Origin of the sequence: Nocardia sp. NPDC101769 (assembly GCF_044766925.1) — a bacterium.
Taxonomy (GTDB): domain Bacteria; phylum Actinomycetota; class Actinomycetes; order Mycobacteriales; family Mycobacteriaceae; genus Nocardia.
The window spans coordinates 39,757-56,820 of sequence record NZ_JBIWMX010000005.1; the positions used below are offsets into that span (position 1 = coordinate 39,757).

Below are 17,064 nucleotides of genomic sequence, written 5' to 3' on the forward strand. Positions count from 1 at the left end.
GGCGGTCACCACGTCGAGCAGGGCAGGCCGAGTGCGGACAGTTCCGTCTCGGCCAGCGCGGTGAGCGCGTCCCCGGTCGGGATGGCGTCCGGATCCAGGCCGATCAGCGACAGCGTGTAGGTGTCGGCGATCCGGGTCAGGTACCCCGAGAGCCGGGTTCGGGGCAGAGCATCGGGCCGGAGCCCGGGGTGGATGGCGCGGGCCGCCACCCCGGTGCAGGAGTGCGGGCCCAGCGCCAGCAGCGACTCGGGCAGGTTGCCGATATTGGAGCACAGGACGTCTCGCTCGCCCGCGCCCCTCGCCAGCCGATACGCGCACCGGTCGGGCAGGACCTGGAGGATCTCCTCGGGGATGGCGCCCGGACTGGTCATGCGGTGCTCGTAGGCCGCACGGGCCTTGCGGCGCAGGGTCGCCGGGGTGTCGTCACGGGTGATGGCGACCTCGGTCATGGACATGTCGTTGTCCACGCGCGGTTCGTCGCGGGTGTCGACCGGGAGGCTGGCGGCGATGGTGTCGGCGGGAAAACCGCTGGACCACAGCATCTTCGCGATCAGATGGACGAACAGGCTGTTGGCGGTGCCCGCGTGCGCGACGGCGACGCGGTTCCAGTCCCGGGCAGGGATCTCGAGCACCGTCCCGCAGGTGGTGGACGTTCCGGGTCTTGCCAAGGCATTCTCGTTGCCCGGCAACACCTTCCGAGATTCGGGTGCGGCCGGGCGTTCGGGAATGCCGCGCCGCAGCGCGCGGGCGGTCCCACCCAGGACGGTGGCCCACATGCGCCGGGCGTCGGCCCAATCCGAATGCCCCGCAAGGGGTGCCGCGAGCGGGACACCGGACAGTGCGTTGTCGATGGCCAGGGTCAGCGCGCGGCCGTCGGCCAACGCATGCGAACAGGTCAGCGCGACCAGGCAGCCGCCGTCGTCCAGCCGCGCCGCCGACAGCCGCCAGCCCGGCCCGGCCTCGGGATCGAGGTCCGCGCCCTGGCGGTCGGCCCAATCCAGTGCGGCCGCGCGCGGAATCGGCTCCGGCGTCATGGTGAACGGGTATGCGGTCTCGTTCGGCTGCCAGCGTGGCCGCGCCCCGGGCACCCGTGAGCGCACCACCCGGCGGCCGAGCGGCCCGGTGCGTAGATCGCGGTGCACCCGCCAGAGCAGGGCCGGATGCACCGGTTCGGCGGTACGCCAGAGTCCCTGCAGGACGATCGGGGTGCCCATGCCCCGATGCGACCGCAGGAAGATCTCGTCCAGCACGCTCAGCCGATCCATCGAACGGCTAGCGTACCGATCGGTTCCATGGTGTGCTGCCGCGCGTATTCGGGGCTTTCGCGCGACCGGTCGACCCCGGGTCCGATCAGGCCGGGCGACCGTGGCGGCCCTCGCCCGAGGCGAAGCGCTGCGCCCCGTCCAGTGCACCGTCCATCAGGGCCTTCATGCCGTGGCGCAGCTCGTTGGCGATGGCCTCGGACTCCTCCAGGCCGTTCTGCTCCAGCACCGACATGCGGTCCGAGCGCAGGCAGGTCTGCGGCAGCGTGGCCAGTTCGCGCGCGAGTTCCTCGGCGGCGCGGCGGGATTCGCCGTTCGGCACCACCCGGTTGACCAGTCCGATCTGCAGCGCCTCGGTGGCGCCGACGGCCCGGCCGGTGAGAATCAGGTCCATGGCGCGGCCCTCGCCGATGATGCGGGGCAGTCGCACGGTGCCGCCGTCGATGAGCGGCACACCCCAGCGGCGGCAGAACACGCCGAAGGTGCTGTCCTGCTCCGCGATTCGCAGATCGCACCAGAGCGCCAGCTCGATGCCGCCCGCGACCGCGTACCCGGAGACCGCGGCGATGACGGGCTTGGACAGTTTCATGCGGGTCGGGCCCATGGGTCCGTCGCCGTCCTCGGTGACCTGGTTGGAGCGTTCGGTGCCGAGCGCCTTGAGGTCGGCGCCGGCGCAGAAGGTGCCGCCGTCGCCCCACAGCACGGCGACCGCGGCGGTGGGGTCCGCGTCGAAGTCGCGGAAGGCGTCGGCCAGGGCTTTCGCGGTGGGGCCGTCGACCGCGTTGCGGGCTTCGGGGCGGTGCAGGATCACGGTGTAGACGGGGCCGTTGCGCTCGACTCGTACTGTCACGCGGCCGACAGTACGCCGGAAGTGGATTCTGCACAGCGGCGCGGAGCGCCGCGGTCGAGGGTGGTGGTGGGCGACGGGTGGGCTTGCGCGAAGAAATGAATTGGTGGTTCACTTCTTGTGTGGCCTATCGCAGAACCCCCGCTGTCCAGGCTCGCCTGGATGCTCAGGCGGGGTCGATCGTCCGGGCGGCCATGACCGTGCTGTCCCGCGACGGGTTCGCCGGACTGTCCATGGCCGCGGTCGCCGCCGAGGCCGGGGTCGCCACCGGGACGGTGTACAAGAACTTCAGCGGCAAGGCCGAACTCGTCACCGCCGTCTTCCGTGAGGTCGTCACCCGTGAGGTCGACGCCGTCGCCGAGGCCGGCGCGGCGGGGGAGGGGCGCACCGCCCCGGACCGGGTCACCGCCGCCGTCGAGACCTTCGCCGGCCGTGCCCTCAAGAACCCCAAACTCGCCTATGTGCTGCTGGCCGAACCCGTGGACACCGCCGTCGACGCCGAACGCCTGCGCTTCCGCAGGGCCTTCGCCGAGACCTACGTGTCCGCGATCTCCGACGGCATCGCCACCGGTCAACTGCCGCCGCAGGATCCGCGCACCTCCGCGACCGCGCTGGTCGGGGCGATCGGCGAGGTGCTCGTAGGCCCGCTCTCCGAACAACTCCAGAGCGAATCGGTGCTGCCGGAACTGGTCGCCTTCGCCCTGCGCGCCCTCGGTGTCCAGCCGGACGCCTCCGGCGACCACCCCGAATCCCGCGGCGTCCCACACGAATAGGAGCCACCCGCCATGCACACGCACGACGTCTTCAACCAGGTGCCGCCCATCGTCCCCTTCGACAATTCGCGCAATCCCGCGCTGCTCGAGGGCCTGCACCGGGAGGGTGCGGGCTGGGCCGAGGCCGAGGTGCGGGAGCTGGGCGTGCTCGCGGGCGGCGCGGCCGCGCAGGAGTGGGGCCGGCTGGCCAACGAGAACCCGCCGATCCTGCACACCCACGACCGCTACGGCAACCGCATCGACGAGGTGGAGTTCCACCCGTACTGGCACAACCTCATGGACACCGCGGTGTCGCACGGCCTGCACGGTTCGCCCTGGCAGGACGACCGGTCCGGCGCGCACGCGGCCCGCGCCGCCAAGTTCTTCACCTGGGGCCTGGCCGACGCCGGGCACATGTGCCCGATCTCCATGACCTACGCCGTGGTGCCGGCGCTGCGCCACAATCCCGAACTGGCCGCGAAGTTCGAGCCGCTGCTGGCCTCCCGCGTCTATGACTTCGGCTTGCGCGAGCCGTCCAGCAAGGCCGGTCTCATCGCGGGCATGTCCATGACCGAGAAGCAGGGCGGCTCCGACGTCCGCGCCAACACCACCACGGCCACCCCGCTCGCCGACGGCACCTACCGCATCGTCGGCCACAAGTGGTTCACCTCGCACCCCATGGGCGACATGTTCCTGACCCTGGCCCAGGCGCCGGGCGGCCTGTCCTGTTTCCTGCTGCCCCGGGTGCTGCCCGACGGCACCCGCAACGCGCTGCGCATCCAGCGGCTCAAGGACAAGCTGGGCAACAAGTCCAATGCCTCCTCGGAACTGGAGTACGAGAACGCCATCGGCTGGCTGGTCGGCGCGGAGGGCGCGGGCGTGAAGACCATTATCGAGATGGTCAACATGACCCGGCTGGACTGTGTGATCGGCTCGGCCACCGGCATGCGCGCCGGGGCCGTCTACGCCACCCATCACGCCCGGCATCGCCAGGTGTTCGGCAAGTACCTCGTCGACCAGCCCGCCATGCGGAATGTGCTGGCGGACCTGGTGATCGAATCCGATGCCGCGACCACCATCATGATGCGCCTGGCCGGAGCCACCGACCGCGCCGACTCCGATCCCGCCGAGGCGGCACTGCGCCGCATCGCGCTGGCGGTCACCAAGTACTGGGTGTGCAAGCGCGCCCCCGCGCACGCGGCCGAGGCGCTGGAATGCTTCGGCGGCAACGGTTATGCCGAGGAGTCCGGCATGCCGCGGCTGTACCGCGAGGCACCGCTCATGTCCATCTGGGAGGGCTCGGGCAATGTGGCCGCGCTGGACGCGCTGCGCGCCATGGGGCGGCAGCCGGAGACGGTCGAGGCATTCTTCACCGAGGTGAACCTGGCCCGCGGCGCCAACCGCCACCTGGACGAGGCCATCGACCGAATCGGCAAGGAGCTCACCGACTTCGCCGATATCGAGTACCGCGCGCGCCGGGTGGTCGAGCTGATGGCGCTGGTGCTGCAGGGCGCACAGCTGGTGCGGCACGGCCACCAAGCCGTCGCGGACGCCTTCTGCGCCACCAGGTTCGGCGGCGACTGGGGCATCGCCTTCGGCACGCTGCCGACCGGCGTGGACACCGAGGCGATCATTCAACGCGCCTACGTCGACTGAGCCAGCTCCGGCTGCCGGATCCGGCCGACACCCGTCGCATCCGTAGCGAAGTCGTAGCGGCGGTGTAGTCAATCTCGTATCGTGGATATATGACGAGTCCAGCGGAGCTTCCGGAGATCCCCCAGCGGGAACTGCGGAACGACGCGAGCCGCGTACTTCGTGAGGTCCGCGCCGGGCGTTCGTACACCATCACGGTCGATGGAACCCCTGTCGCGGATCTTGTTCCACACCGAAATCCGAGGCGTCGTTCGGCGGTCCCGCTCGCCGAAGCTGTTGCCGCGTTCAGTGGATTGTCAAGTACTGCAACGATATCGGCCGGAAATTCGGAGGCGTCCATCGACGATTCGCTGTACGACCCGTACGACCGCGCCTATCGCCGTGGGGAATTCGCCGACCGGCGCGACGAATGACGCCGGCACGAGACCGGGGGCTCGTCGATACCAACGTGCTCATCCTGCTCGAGTCTCTCGATGCGGATGAGCTGCCCGGCGAGCTGCTCGTGTGCGCGGTGATCATGGCCGAACTGGCGGCGGGACCGCATTTCGCGACCGATCCGGGCGAACGGGCCCGGCGGATCGAGCGCCTCCAGAATGTAGAGGCCCTGTTCGAGCCGCTGCCGTTCGACGCCCGCGCCGCGCGGCGATTCGGGCACATCGTCGCGTCAGTGCTCGCATCCGGTCGGAACCCGAAGCCACGCCGGGTGGATCTGATGATCGCGGCCATCGCGTCGGTACACGGATTGCCGTTGTTCACGGTCAATCCCGACGACTTCTCCGGCCTGACCGGATTGGTGGAGGTCCAGAAGGTCGCCCGCCCGGACAATCGTTGACCCTGGATTTCCTCCCCGACAAGGTCATGGCTGGGGGCGGCGGTCGATAGCCGCCCCTGGCATCAGTCGAACCAGTAGTCGAGCCAGACCTGCGCGCCCTCACCGAGATTGGCCTTGAACCCGCCCTCGCCGCGCAGTCCGGTCAGGTCGCCGGTGCCGGAGCCGGGGACCACGAACCACTCGCCGCTGACGATATTGTCCGCGACCGTGCCCGCGTCCTGCAGGAGGAAGGTGCCGGACTTGCCGTCCACCGAGCCGGTGATCCGCTCGATGCCAACGAAACTGGCGGCGCCGTCGGGGGTGGAGGACTGGAGGAATTCCACCACACCGTCGCCCTCGATGCCGCCGGAGAAGCTCTCCTCCACGTGAATTCGGGTGAGTACCGGACCCTGCTCGGGCTCGTCGTAGGGAACCGGCTCGTATTTGTGCACCGTGATGGTGCCTTCGACGCGAATCTTCTCGCTCATCACATGCCTCTGTTCCTCGGAATGCGCCCGCGGCGCGCGACTGTCGTCCTCCACCTTCAGGCGGTGCGGGGACGTTCATCAAGTGGCGAATCGGGGTGGATCGAGAAGTCTCGTTAATCGATGCCCGAATTGTGAAACACGCGAATTCGCGGTGGTGTCAAGGGGTTCCGATGCTCTAGTGTCGATCATCATGAACGTGCGTAGTGTTATCGGCAGTGCGATGGCAGCGGTCGCGCTCACAATCCTCGGCACCGGCGCCGCCTCGGCGGACTCGGGTGTGATCGAGGCGGACAACTCGGATTTCCTGGTGGGCGACACCCTGTATTTCAATGAATTCGCCACCCAGTGCGCCATTCACGCGAATGGCGATGTCGCCTGCGATCTCGGCCAGGGCAACAAATTGTGGGGCCTGATTCCCATCTCCGACATCGTGATCGACGGCTCCTTCCTGCCCGCCCACCCGACCTTCGGCCTCGGCGGCCAGCACGGCAATCCGAATGCCCGCCAGCTCTGGGACGTGCCGCGCCCGCCCGGAAACGTGTACGCCGGCACCCAGTTCGACTACGCGGGCGCGACCTGCCTCGGCGGGCGTCCGCACGGTAACGGCATGACCTGCACCTCGCACGGCCATACCTTCACCCTCGGCACCCAGACCAGCATCGGCTGACACCCGCCCGACGACACCGCGCGGGCTGCGACCAAGACCACGCTTCCCGCCGCAGCCCGCCGGTAATAGCGTCGGAAATATGCCTCGTACAACGACGTACACCCAGTGGATCGCCGTCCCGCCGCAGCAGCTGTGGGCCGTGCTCGGCGATCCCGCCCGCTGGCCCGAGTGGAATCCCGCCATCACCGCGGTGACGCTGCACGGTACACCCGCGGCGGGCGTCACCGGCGACTATCTGCCGCGCGGGCGCGTCACCGAGACCGTGCACGGGCGGCTCGCGAAACCGTTCGTCGTCTCCACCTTCGTACCTGACCGCGAAATCACCCTGGAACAACCCGAACCCGCGGGCACCATGCGACTGCGCTGGGTGCTGACCCCGCGTGACGGTGGCACCGAACTCCGCCAGCAGCTCACCTTCACCGGCGCCTCGGCCGCGGTCATGCGCAAGGTCGTCGGGGACCTGCTGCAGACCGACACCCACACCTGCTTCACCCGCCTGGCCCAGCTGGCCGGACTGCGGCCCGCCGCGGACGCGCTCACCGTCGTGATCGCCGGCGGCACCGGCGCCCTCGGCCGCACCCTGGCCGCCGACCTCACCTGCCGGGGCCAGCGGGTCGTCGTCCTCACCCGGCGCGCCGCGCTGGAACTGCCCTACCCGCAATACGAGTGGGACGGCCGCACCGTCGGCGCGTGGGCCGACGCCCTCCGCAATCCGGGCCGCACCGCGGTGATCAACCTCGCCGGCAAGCTCGTCGACTGCCGCCCGACCGCCCGCAATATCGCCGAATTGCGCCGCAGCCGCGTCGATTCCACCCGCGCGCTGGTGGAGGCGTCCAAGACACTGGATCGGCCCGTCGACTACTGGATCCAGGCGAGCACCACCGCCATCTGGGGCGACGCCGGAGAACTCCGCTGCACCGAGGGCACACCCCTGCCCGAGCCCGGCCTGCCCCAGATGACCGGCGTGGCCGCACCCTGGGAAGCGGCCTTCGAGGGCGCCAATGCCACGCACTGGACCATCCTGCGCACCTCCATCGTGCTGGACCCGGACGCCCCCGCGCTGCGGCGACTGGTGGGCCTGACCAAGACGGGCCTGGGCGGCAGTGTCGGCAGCGGCCGGCAGTGGTTCAGCTGGATCCACGTCGAGGACTGGCTGGCCATCGTGCGCGCCGGGCTGGGCCTGGACCCGCGAGTCGGCCTGCCCACCGGCGTGGTGGTCGCGGCCACTGACTTCCCGGTGCGCAACAAGGAGCTCATGGCCACCCTGCGCAGGCAGTTGCGCCGCCCGTGGTCGCCGCCCACCCCCGCGGCCGCCCTCACCGTGGGCGCGGTCTTCCTGCGCACCGATCCGGCGCTCGGGCTGACCGGCCGGCACGCCACCTCGGAGGTGCTGCGGCACAGCGGGTTCCGCTTCCGCTACCCGACCCTCGACGAGGCGCTGTCGGACCTGCTGCCGCGCTGACCCGGCGGCCCCGAGATGTGATCTGGGACAATCACTCGATCCGGGTGTCACGTTTCGGCCCGCTCCGGCGTCTCATGTTCATGAACGCCACCGCGAACCGCGCCGATGCCGCCGACCAGCGGTATCACCTCGCCGCGGGCCTGAAACGCTCCATCAACAAGGTCTTCCCGACCCACTGGTCGTTCCTGCTCGGGGAGATCGCGCTGTACAGCTTCATCATCCTGCTGCTGTCCGGGGTCTACCTGACGCTCTACTTCGAGCCGTCCATGACCGAGGTGACCTACAACGGCAGCTACCAGCCACTGCGGGGCGTCCAGATGTCGGCCGCCTACCGCAGCGTCCTGGACATCTCCTTCGACGTGCGCGGCGGGCTGTTCGTACGGCAGGTCCACCACTGGGCCGCCCTGCTGTTCGCGGCGTCGATCATCATCCACATGTTCCGGGTGTTCTTCACCGGCGCCTTCCGCAAACCCCGCGAGGCCACCTGGGTGATCGGCGCGGTCCTGCTGATCCTGGCCATGTTCGAGGGCTACTTCGGCTACTCACTGCCCGACGATCTGCTCTCCGGCACCGGCCTGCGGTCACCGCTGGGCGGCATCACCATGGCGGTCCCGGTGGTGGGCACCTGGATCCACTTCTTCCTCTTCGGCGGGGAATTCCCCGGGACCGTCCTGATCCCACGGCTCTACATCACCCACGTGCTGCTGTTCCCGGGAATCATGCTGGCGCTCATCGGCGCTCACATCGCACTCGTCTGGTACCAGAAGCACACCCAGTTCCCCGGCCCCGCCCGTACCGAGCGAAATGTGGTGGGCGCGCGCATCGTTCCGGTGTTCTCCCTGGACCAGGGCGCGTTCTTCGCGTTCACCCTGGCCACCGTCGCGCTCATGGGTGGGCTGTTCCAGATCAACCCGATCTGGAATCTGGGGCCCTACAACCCCGCCCAGGTGTCGGCCGGATCCCAGCCCGACTTCTACATGATGTGGACCGACGGCCTGGCCCGGCTCATGCCGCCCTGGGAGATCTACCTGGGCCGCTACACCATTCCCGCGCCCTTCTGGGTGGCGGTGGTGATGGGCATCGTGCTGGCGGTGATCCCCCTGTACCCGTGGATCGAGAAGCGGCTGACCAAGGACACCGCGCACCACAATCTGCTGCAGCGGCCGCGAGATGTGCCGGTGCGCACCGCGATCGGAGCCATGGCCATCGCCTTCTATCTGGTGCTCACCTTCGCCTGCGTGAACGACATCATCGCGCTGAAGTTCGACGTCTCCCTCAACGCGACCACCTGGTTCTTCCGGATCGCGCTGCTGACCTTGCCGCCGCTGGCCTACGCCGTGGCCTACCGGTTCTGCCTGGGCCTGCAGCGCAGCGATCGGGCGGTGCTCGAGCACGGTATCGAGACCGGCATCATCAAGCGGCTGCCGCACGGCGAGTACATCGAGGTGCACCAATCGCTCGGGCCGGTGGACCGGCACGGCCATCCGATTCCCCTGGAGTACCAGGGCGCGGCCGTCCCGAAGAAGATGAGCAAGCTCGGCTCCGCGGGCAAACCGGGACCCGGCGGGTTCCTCACCGCCGACCCACCCGACGAGCGCGCGCTCCTCACCGCCCAGCATCATGATGAGGAACAGGCACAGCTCACCATGCTGAAAGCCAAGCAGGACAACGGGAGTCGAGGATGAAACTCCGGACACGCACCGACGACGAGGAATACGGGCTGCTGGTGCCAGCCGCCACCGTCTACGACATGCAGTCCGCGCGCGCCGTCCGGCAGCTGCTGCACAGCCACGGGGTGCGCGCCACCATGGGCCGGGCGAGCATCCACCGCTGGCGAAACATCAGGGACCGCTTCCGAATCCTGGTCTTTCCCGAGGACGCCGTACGCGCCTACGACGTCCTCAGCCGCCACACCAGCTGATCAGAGCTTGGTCAGGGTCCGGCTGTACTGCGGGATCAGCCGGATCTTGCCGGCCGTGCCGAAGTCGATGGTGACCGTCGCCAGCGAGCCGAAGCCCTCGGCGGCGATCACCCGGCCCAGGCCGTACTTGTCGTCGTTGACGCGGTCGCCGACGGCCAGCACCAGCCCGGTGTTGTTGCGCTTGACCCCCGAGGCGGCCGGCGCGGGCCGCCGCTCGCCGCGATCGCGCAGACCGGGGCGGGGCTCCGACCAGCCGTCACCGCGGGTCCAATCCCGTTCCAGCCCTTCGTCTTCGCCGCGCCGGCGCAACCCGCGCGAAGTCTGCGAGGGGGCGGGCTCCAGCCGCCGCCAATCCATGAGATGACCCGGAATCTCTTGCAGGAAGCGGGATTCCGGATTGGACACCGGCTGCCCCCAGCCCGAACGGACCACGGCCCGGGTCAGATATAGGCGCTTGCGGGCGCGCGTGATGCCCACATACGCCAGTCGGCGCTCCTCCTGTAGCTCCGTCGGATCGCCCAGGGCGCGCATGTGCGGGAACTGGCCGTCCTCCCAGCCGGTCACGAACACGACCGGGAACTCCAGGCCCTTGGCGGTGTGCAGGGTCATCAACGTGACCACGCCCGAACCCTCTTCGGGAATCTGGTCCGCATCGGCCACCAGCGAGACCCGCTCCAGGAACGCCGCCAGCGAACCCGGCTCCGGTTCGCCCTCGGCCTGCTCGGGCAGGATGCCCTCGGCCCTCGCGGCCTCCACATTGTTGCGCGCCTCGGAACTGAATTCGCGTGCGACGCTGACCAATTCGTTGAGGTTGTCCAGGCGCGCGCCGTCCTGCGGATCGTCGGAGGCCTCCAGCTCGGCGCGATAGCCGGTGCGGTCCAGCACCGCTTCCACCACCGAACCCACATCCGGGAAGTCCATGTCTGCCTGCGCGCCCGCCGCCCGGATCTCCTCCAGCAGCTCCAGGAATCCGGCGATGGCCCGCTGCGAGCGGCTGTTGAGCAGGGCCACCTTGCCCGCGGCGGCGTCCCGGAGCGCCTGCGCGAAGCCGATATTCCGCTGCTCGGCGTGCACGGCCACGCAGGCCTCCGCGCGGTCGCCGATGCCGCGGCGCGGGGTGTTGAGCACCCGCCGCAGGCTCACCGCGTCATCCGGGTTCTCCAGGACACGCAGGTAGGCCACGATGTCGCGAACCTCCTTGCGCTCATAGAAGCGCACCCCGCCGACCACCTTGTAGGGCAGCCCCATGCGGATGAAGATCTCCTCCAGCGCCCGCGAATTGTTGTTGGTGCGGTAGAAGACCGCCACATCCGCGTAGTTGGCGTCGCCCTGATCCACCAGCCTGTCGATCTCGCGGGCCACGAACGAGGCCTCGTCGTGCTCGTTGTCGGCCACATAGCCGACGATCAGATCGCCGTCGCCCTGATCGGTCCACAGCTTCTTCTCGCGGCGGCCCTCGTTGCGGGCGATCACCGCGTTGGCGGCGGTCAGAATGTACTGGGTGGAGCGGTAGTTCTGTTCCAGCAGAATGGTTTCCGCATCCGGGAAGTCGCGCTCGAACTCCTCGATATTGCGGATGGTGGCGCCTCGGAAGGCATAGATGGACTGGTCCGCGTCACCCACCACGCACAGCTCCGAGGGCGGCACCCGATCCTCGGAAGCGGCATCGTCACCCCGCCCGCCCCGATGGTGGCCCACCAGTTCACGCACCAGCACGTACTGCGCGTGGTTGGTGTCCTGGTACTCGTCGACCAGCACGTGCCGGAAGCGCCGCCGGTAGTACTCGGCGACCTGCGGATGCCGCTGCAGCAGCGACACCGTCTCACCGATCAGATCGTCGAAGTCGAGGGCATTGGCCGCGCGCAGCCGCCGCTGGTACTCGTCGTAGACCCGGGCCACGATGCGCGGCAGCTCGCTGTCCTCGGTCTCGGCGTCGGCCGCGGCCTGCGGCGGGTCGATGAGCTCGTTCTTGAGATTCGAGATGGCGGTGGCCAGCAGGCGCGGCGAGTACTTCTTCGCGTCGATCTCGAAGTCGCGAATGATCATGCCCAGCAGCCGCCGGGAATCGTCCGCGTCGTAGATGGAGAAGTTGGAGTTCAGCCCCGCCAGCAGCGACGCCTGGGTGCGCAGGATGCGCACGCAGCTGGAGTGGAAGGTGGATACCCACATGCCGGCCGCGCGCGGGCCGACCAGCCCGGCCACCCGCTCGCGCATCTCAGCGGCGGCCTTGTTGGTGAAGGTGATGGCCAGCACCTCGCCGGGCCGCACCCCGCGGGCGTCGAGCAGATAGGCGATGCGACGGGTGAGGACCGCGGTCTTTCCCGACCCGGCCCCGGCCACGATCAGCAGCGGGGTGCCGGTGTGCATCACCGCGGCGCGCTGTTGCAGGTTCAATCCCTCGAGCAGCGCTTCGCCTCCCCGCGCTTGCTCGGTGTTCTGCTTGTCCTGTGCCACCGTCGTATTCATCGCCCATCCACGCTACCGGCGCGCACCGACAGGCGGCGGGGCGGATCGCACAGGTGTCCGATAAGTGCCGGTCCGGCGAACATCCGGTGAACCGCACCTGGTCGGGAAACTCAGGAGATTCACAAACGTACCTGTTTTGCATAGGTCCCTATGCGTGGCACACTCGTCCCATGACCGGCTCCAAGGCGACGCATTGCACCTGAGCCCGATCCCGGGGGGACAATGTTGTGCAGTCCCAAGGGACAATGTATGGCCAACAGGTCTGATTCTTGGTGAAGAACCGATCGGTAACAGGTTGGGTCCACCCGCCGATCGACGTTCTGGACCACGAGGAGTTGAAGAATGAGCATCTCGACGACGGGACATTCCGAGTCTGCCACCGGCTCGGACTCCGCCCTGCCCTCCGAGGCTGAGATCGACAAGCTGCGCTTGGAAATCGACAAGCTGGACGCCGAAATCCTCGCCGCTATCAAGCGCCGCACCGAGGTCTCGCGCATCATCGGGCGAACGCGCATGGCGAACGGCGGGCCCAAGCTCGTCCACTCCCGCGAGATGAAGGTGCTGGAGCGATTCAGCGAGCTGGGTCAGGAGGGTCACACCCTGGCGATGTTGCTGCTGCGCCTGGGCCGCGGCCGTCTCGGGCACTGACGACTCTCGTAAGACTCTCGGGGACCTGCTGCGCCCCTGAACCCCCGGACCTGCCGCGTTCGGCATGGCCCGTTAACGCCGGGCATCGCATGCTCGATACAACATGCGGTGCGTCGCGAAGTGCGGCACCGCACAGACCGCGCTGCATGCGTGTCACGGATGCAGCTCCCCTAGACCGCCCCGGGTGTTTCGGCCCCGGGGCGGTTTTGTCTTGTTCGGAGCTCAGCCGCCGATGACGAGCAGGCTGGTCGAGGCCGTGGCCACCGTCTTGCCCTCCGCCGAGGCAGCGCGACGCCTCGGCGACACCACCGAATCCGTGGACCGGCGCTGGGCGCTGGCACGGGACTCGGTGCTGAACGGTCTCGCCGTGGCCGTCTAGGGCAGGGCGATGTATTTGGTGTCGAGGTATTCCTCGATGCCCTCGAAGCCGCCCTCACGGCCGAAACCGGATTCCTTCACGCCGCCGAAGGGCGCGGCCGGATCGGAGATGACGCCCCGATTGACCCCGACCATGCCGGTCTCCAGGCCCTCGGCCACTCGCAGCGCCCGGTCCAGACTGCGCGTGTAAACGTATGAGACCAGGCCGAATTCGGTGTTGTTGGCCGCGGCCAGGCCCTGCTCCTCGGTGTCGAAGCCGACAATCGGGGCGACCGGGCCGAACACCTCCTCGCGCAGGATGCGGGCCTGCGCCGGGATATCGGTGAGCACTGTGGCCGGATAGAACCAGCCCGGGCCTCCGGGGGCCTTGCCACCCAGCTTCACCTGCGCGCCCGCCGACACCGCGTCGTCGACCAGCTCGCTCACGGTGTCGAGCTGGTTCTCGTTGATGAGCGGGCCCAGCGTGGTGTCCGGGTCCACGCCATCGCCGAGCTTGTACTCCGCCATGGCCGCCACCAGCTTGCCGGTGAATTCCTGGCGAACCGAATTCTGGACGTGGAAGCGGTTGGCCGCGGTGCACGCCTCACCGCCGTTGCGCAGTTTGGCCAGCAGCGCGCCCTGCACGGCGGCATCCAGGTCGGCATCGTCGAAGACCACGAACGGGGCATTGCCACCGAGCTCCATCGAGGTGCGCAGCAGGCCGTGCGCGGACTGCTCGACCAGCTTCTTGCCGACCGGCGTGGAACCGGTGAAGGTCAGTTTGCGCAGCCGCGGGTCGTTCAGCAGCGGCGCGGTGACCGCGCCCGAGTGCGAGGTGGTGATGACCGACAGCACGCCGTCGGGCAGGCCGGCCTCGCTGCAGAGTTGGGCCAGCAGCAGCATGGTCAGCGGGGTCTCGCCCGCGGGCTTCACGATCATGGTGCAGCCCGCCGCCAGCGCCGGGCCGATCTTGCGGGTGCCCATGGCCAGCGGGAAGTTCCAGGGCGTGATGGCAAGGCACGGGCCGACGGGCTGCTTGTGCACCAGGATTCGCCCGGTCCCGGCCGGGGCGGGCTGGTAGCGGCCGTGAATGCGGACCGCCTCCTCACTGAACCAGCGGAAGAACTCCGCGCCGTAGCGGACCTCATTGCGGCTCTCCGGCAGGGCCTTACCCATTTCGAGGGTCATGAGCAGGGCGAACTCCTCGGCCCGCGCGGTGATCGCCTCGAACACCGCGCGCAGGATCTCCCCGCGCTGCCGGGCCGGGGTCGCGGCCCATTCGGCCTGCACGGCCGCGGCCGCGTCGAGGGCGCGCACCGCGTCCTCGGGCGTCGCGTCGGCGACCCGGGCGATGACCTCACCCGTGGCCGGATTGTGCACGGGGAAGGTCGCGCCGCCGGTGGCCTCCACCGGTCCGCCGATCCAGAGATGCGTGGGAATGGACGAGAGTAGTTCGCTCGCAGACACCATGAAGCCAGCCTAGGACGGACCCCGACCCGCTTGCCTGAATCGGGCCGTGTCTGTTTGCAACCAGCACTCATTCGCTCACCTGAGAGGTTCGCGGCCGTCTCGATTCTGGACTGACGGAGCGGGGGAGCGAAGCGGAGGAGCGGAGGAGGGAAGAATCGAGACCTTCGGGCCGCGAACCCGCCCGGAGCGAAGCGTAGGGCAAAAAGTCACAGGGCCGCGAACCCGCCCGGAGCGAAGCGGAGGGCAAAAAAGTCACAGTGGTTGTAACCTCGGCGATCGTGAGCAGCGACATCACCGCATCGGCGGTCTGGCGGAAACTGCACGATCACCACGCCTCTCTCGCCGGGCGGCATCTGCGTGAGTTCTTCGCCGAGGATCCCGAGCGTGGTCGGGACCTGACCGTGCAGGTCGCCGACCTGCACATCGACTACTCCAAGCATCGGGTGACACGCGAAACCCTGGATCTGCTGGCCGAATTGGCGCAGACCGCCGGGGTGGAGCAGCGGCGCGACGCCATGTTCGCGGGCGAGCGCATCAACACCTCCGAAGACCGCTCGGTCGGGCACGTGTGGTTGCGCCGGCCCGTCGGCCAGCCGCTGACGGTGGACGGCCAGGACGTCGAGACCGACGTGCACGAAGTGCTGCGTCGCATGGGCGAATTCACCGACCAGGTGCGTTCGGGGCAGTGGCGCGGGGCCACCGGGGAGCGTATCGCCACGGTGGTGAACATCGGCATCGGCGGCTCGGATCTGGGCCCGGCCATGGTGACGCTGGGCCTGCGGCACTACGCGGACGCGGGCATCTCGGCGCGGTTCGTCTCGAATGTCGATCCGGCGGATCTGGTGTCGAAGCTGGACGGCCTGAACCCGGCCACCACGCTGTTCATCGTCGCCTCCAAGACCTTCTCCACTCTGGAGACGCTCACCAATGCCACCGCGGCCCGGCGGTGGCTGGTGGCCGCGCTCGGCGAGGACGCTGTCGCAAAGCATTTCGTGGCGGTGTCCACCCACGCGCAGCGGGTGGCGGACTTCGGAATCGACACCGCCAACATGTTCGGCTTCTGGGACTGGGTCGGCGGCCGCTACTCGGTGGACTCGGCCATCGGCCTGTCGGTCATGGCGGTCATCGGCAAGGAGCGCTTCGCCGAGTTCCTGGCCGGAATGCACGCCGTGGACGAGCATTTCGCGAATGCGCCGCTGGCGGAGAACGGCCCGATCCTGCTCGGGCTGCTGGGCGTCTGGTACTCGAACTTCTTCGGCGCGCAGTCCCGCGCGGTGCTGCCGTACTCCAATGACCTGGCCCGTTTCCCGGCCTACCTGCAGCAGCTGACCATGGAGTCCAACGGCAAGTCCGTGCGTGCCGACGGCACCCCGGTCACCACCTCCACCGGCGAGATCTTCTGGGGCGAGCCCGGCACCAACGGCCAGCATGCCTTCTACCAGTTGCTGCACCAGGGCACCCGGCTGGTGCCCGCCGACTTCATCGGATTCGCCCGTCCTGTCAGCGATCTGACCACCATGGACGGCTCGGGCAGCATGCACGACATCCTGATGAGCAACCTCTTCGCCCAGACCAAGGTGCTGGCCTTCGGCAAGACCGCCGAGGAGATCGCGGCCGAGGGCACCGCCCCGAACCTGGTGCCGCACAAGGTGATGCCCGGCAACCGGCCCTCCACGGCCATCCTGGCGCCGCAGCTGACCCCGTCGGTGCTGGGCCAGCTGATCGCCCTCTATGAGCACCAGGTCTTCACCGAGGGCGCGATCTGGGGCATCGACAGCTTCGACCAGTGGGGAGTGGAGCTCGGCAAGCAGCAGGCGCTGGCCCTGGCGCCGCTGCTGACCGCGGCGGAAGAGCCCGCACCGCAATCGGATTCGTCCACCGACGCGCTGATCCGCTGGTACCGCTCCAACCGCGGCTGATCGGGTCCGGACCGCGCTGATCGGGTCTCACCGCTCCGCGCGGCCGATTCGCACCGGCCCGCCACCTCCCCGCGCCAGGTCGGCTCGAACGGGCCGGGCGGCACCATTGGTGCGCGGCGTGGCGGTCGATGCCCCGCGGCGTCCAGAACCGCCCGTACCGCGACGGGATCCCATCGCCCGGACGTGACCCTCGGCCCGCAGCAGCCGGACCCGCTCCGAGGCCGTCAGGGCCGCGCGATGGGGCCGGTCCTTCGCGAGCGCTGATAGACCTCCGCGACCGCGGCACCCACCGGTCCGCCACGATGCCTCCGCATCGGCGATCTGCGCGATTCGTATGACGG

The 17,064-nt window shown here is 69.0% G+C and carries 16 protein-coding genes; 11 read left to right on the top strand and 5 right to left on the bottom strand.

What is annotated here, in order from left to right; translation table 11 throughout:
- Positions 1-5: 5 nt before the first annotated feature.
- The gene (locus ACIRRA_RS10900; protein WP_402766050.1) at positions 6-1,265 is read right to left on the bottom strand and encodes a hypothetical protein; all 1,260 of its coding nucleotides are present in this window, start codon (positions 1,263-1,265) and stop codon (positions 6-8) included.
- An 85-nt stretch (positions 1,266-1,350) separates the two neighbouring features.
- Positions 1,351-2,112, bottom strand: a complete 762-nt coding sequence (locus tag ACIRRA_RS10905; protein ID WP_402766052.1) for a crotonase/enoyl-CoA hydratase family protein — start codon at positions 2,110-2,112, stop codon at positions 1,351-1,353.
- A gap of 119 nt (positions 2,113-2,231) precedes the next feature.
- Here ACIRRA_RS10905 and ACIRRA_RS10910 point away from each other — a divergent pair, with 119 nt between their 5' ends.
- The 4 genes from ACIRRA_RS10910 to ACIRRA_RS10925 all read left to right on the top strand — a co-directional run bounded on the left by ACIRRA_RS10910 (position 2,232) and on the right by ACIRRA_RS10925 (position 5,346).
- Positions 2,232-2,882 (top strand): TetR/AcrR family transcriptional regulator, encoded by a 651-nt coding sequence (locus ACIRRA_RS10910; RefSeq protein ID WP_402766055.1) that lies wholly within the window; start codon positions 2,232-2,234, stop codon positions 2,880-2,882.
- A gap of 12 nt (positions 2,883-2,894) precedes the next feature.
- The gene (locus tag ACIRRA_RS10915) at positions 2,895-4,517 is read left to right on the top strand and encodes an acyl-CoA dehydrogenase family protein (RefSeq protein WP_402766058.1); all 1,623 of its coding nucleotides are present in this window, start codon (positions 2,895-2,897) and stop codon (positions 4,515-4,517) included.
- 89 nt (positions 4,518-4,606) lie between these two features.
- Positions 4,607-4,927, top strand: coding sequence for a type II toxin-antitoxin system Phd/YefM family antitoxin (locus ACIRRA_RS10920; RefSeq protein WP_402766061.1), 321 nt, complete (start codon positions 4,607-4,609; stop codon positions 4,925-4,927).
- Positions 4,924-5,346, top strand: coding sequence for a type II toxin-antitoxin system VapC family toxin (locus ACIRRA_RS10925; RefSeq protein ID WP_402766063.1), 423 nt, complete (start codon positions 4,924-4,926; stop codon positions 5,344-5,346). The genes ACIRRA_RS10920 and ACIRRA_RS10925 overlap by 4 nt, the downstream gene beginning before the upstream one ends.
- 62 nt (positions 5,347-5,408) lie before the next feature.
- Here the strand turns inward: ACIRRA_RS10925 and ACIRRA_RS10930 are convergent, their stop codons facing one another.
- On the bottom strand, positions 5,409-5,813 hold the full coding sequence (locus ACIRRA_RS10930) for a DUF3224 domain-containing protein (protein WP_402766066.1): 405 nt from the start codon (positions 5,811-5,813) through the stop codon (positions 5,409-5,411).
- Positions 5,814-6,003: 190 nt separating this feature from the next.
- Here ACIRRA_RS10930 and ACIRRA_RS10935 point away from each other — a divergent pair, with 190 nt between their 5' ends.
- The 4 genes from ACIRRA_RS10935 to ACIRRA_RS10950 all read left to right on the top strand — a co-directional run bounded on the left by ACIRRA_RS10935 (position 6,004) and on the right by ACIRRA_RS10950 (position 9,863).
- Positions 6,004-6,480: a hypothetical protein gene (locus ACIRRA_RS10935; RefSeq protein WP_356995361.1), complete on the top strand. Its 477-nt coding sequence runs from the start codon at positions 6,004-6,006 to the stop codon at positions 6,478-6,480.
- 79 nt (positions 6,481-6,559) lie between these two features.
- Positions 6,560-7,942 (top strand): DUF1731 domain-containing protein, encoded by a 1,383-nt coding sequence (locus tag ACIRRA_RS10940; protein ID WP_402766069.1) that lies wholly within the window; start codon positions 6,560-6,562, stop codon positions 7,940-7,942.
- An 80-nt stretch (positions 7,943-8,022) separates the two neighbouring features.
- The gene (locus ACIRRA_RS10945) at positions 8,023-9,627 is read left to right on the top strand and encodes a cytochrome bc complex cytochrome b subunit (protein WP_402766072.1); all 1,605 of its coding nucleotides are present in this window, start codon (positions 8,023-8,025) and stop codon (positions 9,625-9,627) included.
- Entirely contained in the window at positions 9,624-9,863 is a 240-nt protein-coding gene (locus ACIRRA_RS10950; RefSeq protein ID WP_402766074.1) for a hypothetical protein, read from the top strand. Before ACIRRA_RS10945 ends, ACIRRA_RS10950 begins: the two co-directional genes overlap by 4 nt.
- On the opposite strand, the gene pcrA is transcribed toward ACIRRA_RS10950, so the two are convergent.
- Entirely contained in the window at positions 9,864-12,329 is a 2,466-nt protein-coding gene (pcrA, locus tag ACIRRA_RS10955) for a DNA helicase PcrA (RefSeq protein ID WP_402766076.1), read from the bottom strand.
- A 342-nt stretch (positions 12,330-12,671) separates the two neighbouring features.
- On the opposite strand from pcrA, the gene ACIRRA_RS10960 reads away from it, so the two are divergent.
- The gene (locus ACIRRA_RS10960) at positions 12,672-12,977 is read left to right on the top strand and encodes a chorismate mutase (protein WP_354836317.1); all 306 of its coding nucleotides are present in this window, start codon (positions 12,672-12,674) and stop codon (positions 12,975-12,977) included.
- A gap of 232 nt (positions 12,978-13,209) precedes the next feature.
- Complete coding sequence (locus ACIRRA_RS10965) at positions 13,210-13,356, top strand: hypothetical protein (protein ID WP_402766079.1); 147 nt, start codon at positions 13,210-13,212, stop codon at positions 13,354-13,356.
- On the opposite strand, the gene ACIRRA_RS10970 is transcribed toward ACIRRA_RS10965, so the two are convergent.
- Positions 13,353-14,804, bottom strand: a complete 1,452-nt coding sequence (locus ACIRRA_RS10970; protein ID WP_402766082.1) for an NAD-dependent succinate-semialdehyde dehydrogenase — start codon at positions 14,802-14,804, stop codon at positions 13,353-13,355. The two genes, ACIRRA_RS10965 and ACIRRA_RS10970, sit on opposite strands and share 4 nt — an antisense overlap.
- A gap of 278 nt (positions 14,805-15,082) precedes the next feature.
- Between ACIRRA_RS10970 and pgi the strand changes: the two genes are divergently transcribed.
- On the top strand, positions 15,083-16,723 hold the full coding sequence (gene pgi, locus ACIRRA_RS10975) for a glucose-6-phosphate isomerase (protein WP_402766084.1): 1,641 nt from the start codon (positions 15,083-15,085) through the stop codon (positions 16,721-16,723).
- Positions 16,724-17,064: the final 341 nt, after the last annotated feature.

What these genes read in the sequence shown, in the direction of transcription:
- ACIRRA_RS10945 (WP_402766072.1), top strand. Translation starts at nt 8,023, where the DNA reads ATGAACGCCACCGCGAACCGCGCCGATGCCGCCGACCAGCGGTATCAC.
- pcrA (WP_402766076.1), bottom strand. Translation starts at nt 12,329, where the DNA reads ATGAATACGACGGTGGCACAGGACAAGCAGAACACCGAGCAAGCGCGG.
- ACIRRA_RS10935 (WP_356995361.1), top strand. Translation starts at nt 6,004, where the DNA reads ATGAACGTGCGTAGTGTTATCGGCAGTGCGATGGCAGCGGTCGCGCTC.
- ACIRRA_RS10925 (WP_402766063.1), top strand. Translation starts at nt 4,924, where the DNA reads ATGACGCCGGCACGAGACCGGGGGCTCGTCGATACCAACGTGCTCATC.
- ACIRRA_RS10960 (WP_354836317.1), top strand. Translation starts at nt 12,672, where the DNA reads ATGAGCATCTCGACGACGGGACATTCCGAGTCTGCCACCGGCTCGGAC.
- ACIRRA_RS10950 (WP_402766074.1), top strand. Translation starts at nt 9,624, where the DNA reads ATGAAACTCCGGACACGCACCGACGACGAGGAATACGGGCTGCTGGTG.
- ACIRRA_RS10900 (WP_402766050.1), bottom strand. Translation starts at nt 1,265, where the DNA reads ATGGATCGGCTGAGCGTGCTGGACGAGATCTTCCTGCGGTCGCATCGG.
- ACIRRA_RS10920 (WP_402766061.1), top strand. Translation starts at nt 4,607, where the DNA reads ATGACGAGTCCAGCGGAGCTTCCGGAGATCCCCCAGCGGGAACTGCGG.
- ACIRRA_RS10940 (WP_402766069.1), top strand. Translation starts at nt 6,560, where the DNA reads ATGCCTCGTACAACGACGTACACCCAGTGGATCGCCGTCCCGCCGCAG.
- ACIRRA_RS10930 (WP_402766066.1), bottom strand. Translation starts at nt 5,813, where the DNA reads ATGAGCGAGAAGATTCGCGTCGAAGGCACCATCACGGTGCACAAATAC.
- ACIRRA_RS10970 (WP_402766082.1), bottom strand. Translation starts at nt 14,804, where the DNA reads ATGGTGTCTGCGAGCGAACTACTCTCGTCCATTCCCACGCATCTCTGG.
- ACIRRA_RS10915 (WP_402766058.1), top strand. Translation starts at nt 2,895, where the DNA reads ATGCACACGCACGACGTCTTCAACCAGGTGCCGCCCATCGTCCCCTTC.
- ACIRRA_RS10965 (WP_402766079.1), top strand. Translation starts at nt 13,210, where the DNA reads ATGACGAGCAGGCTGGTCGAGGCCGTGGCCACCGTCTTGCCCTCCGCC.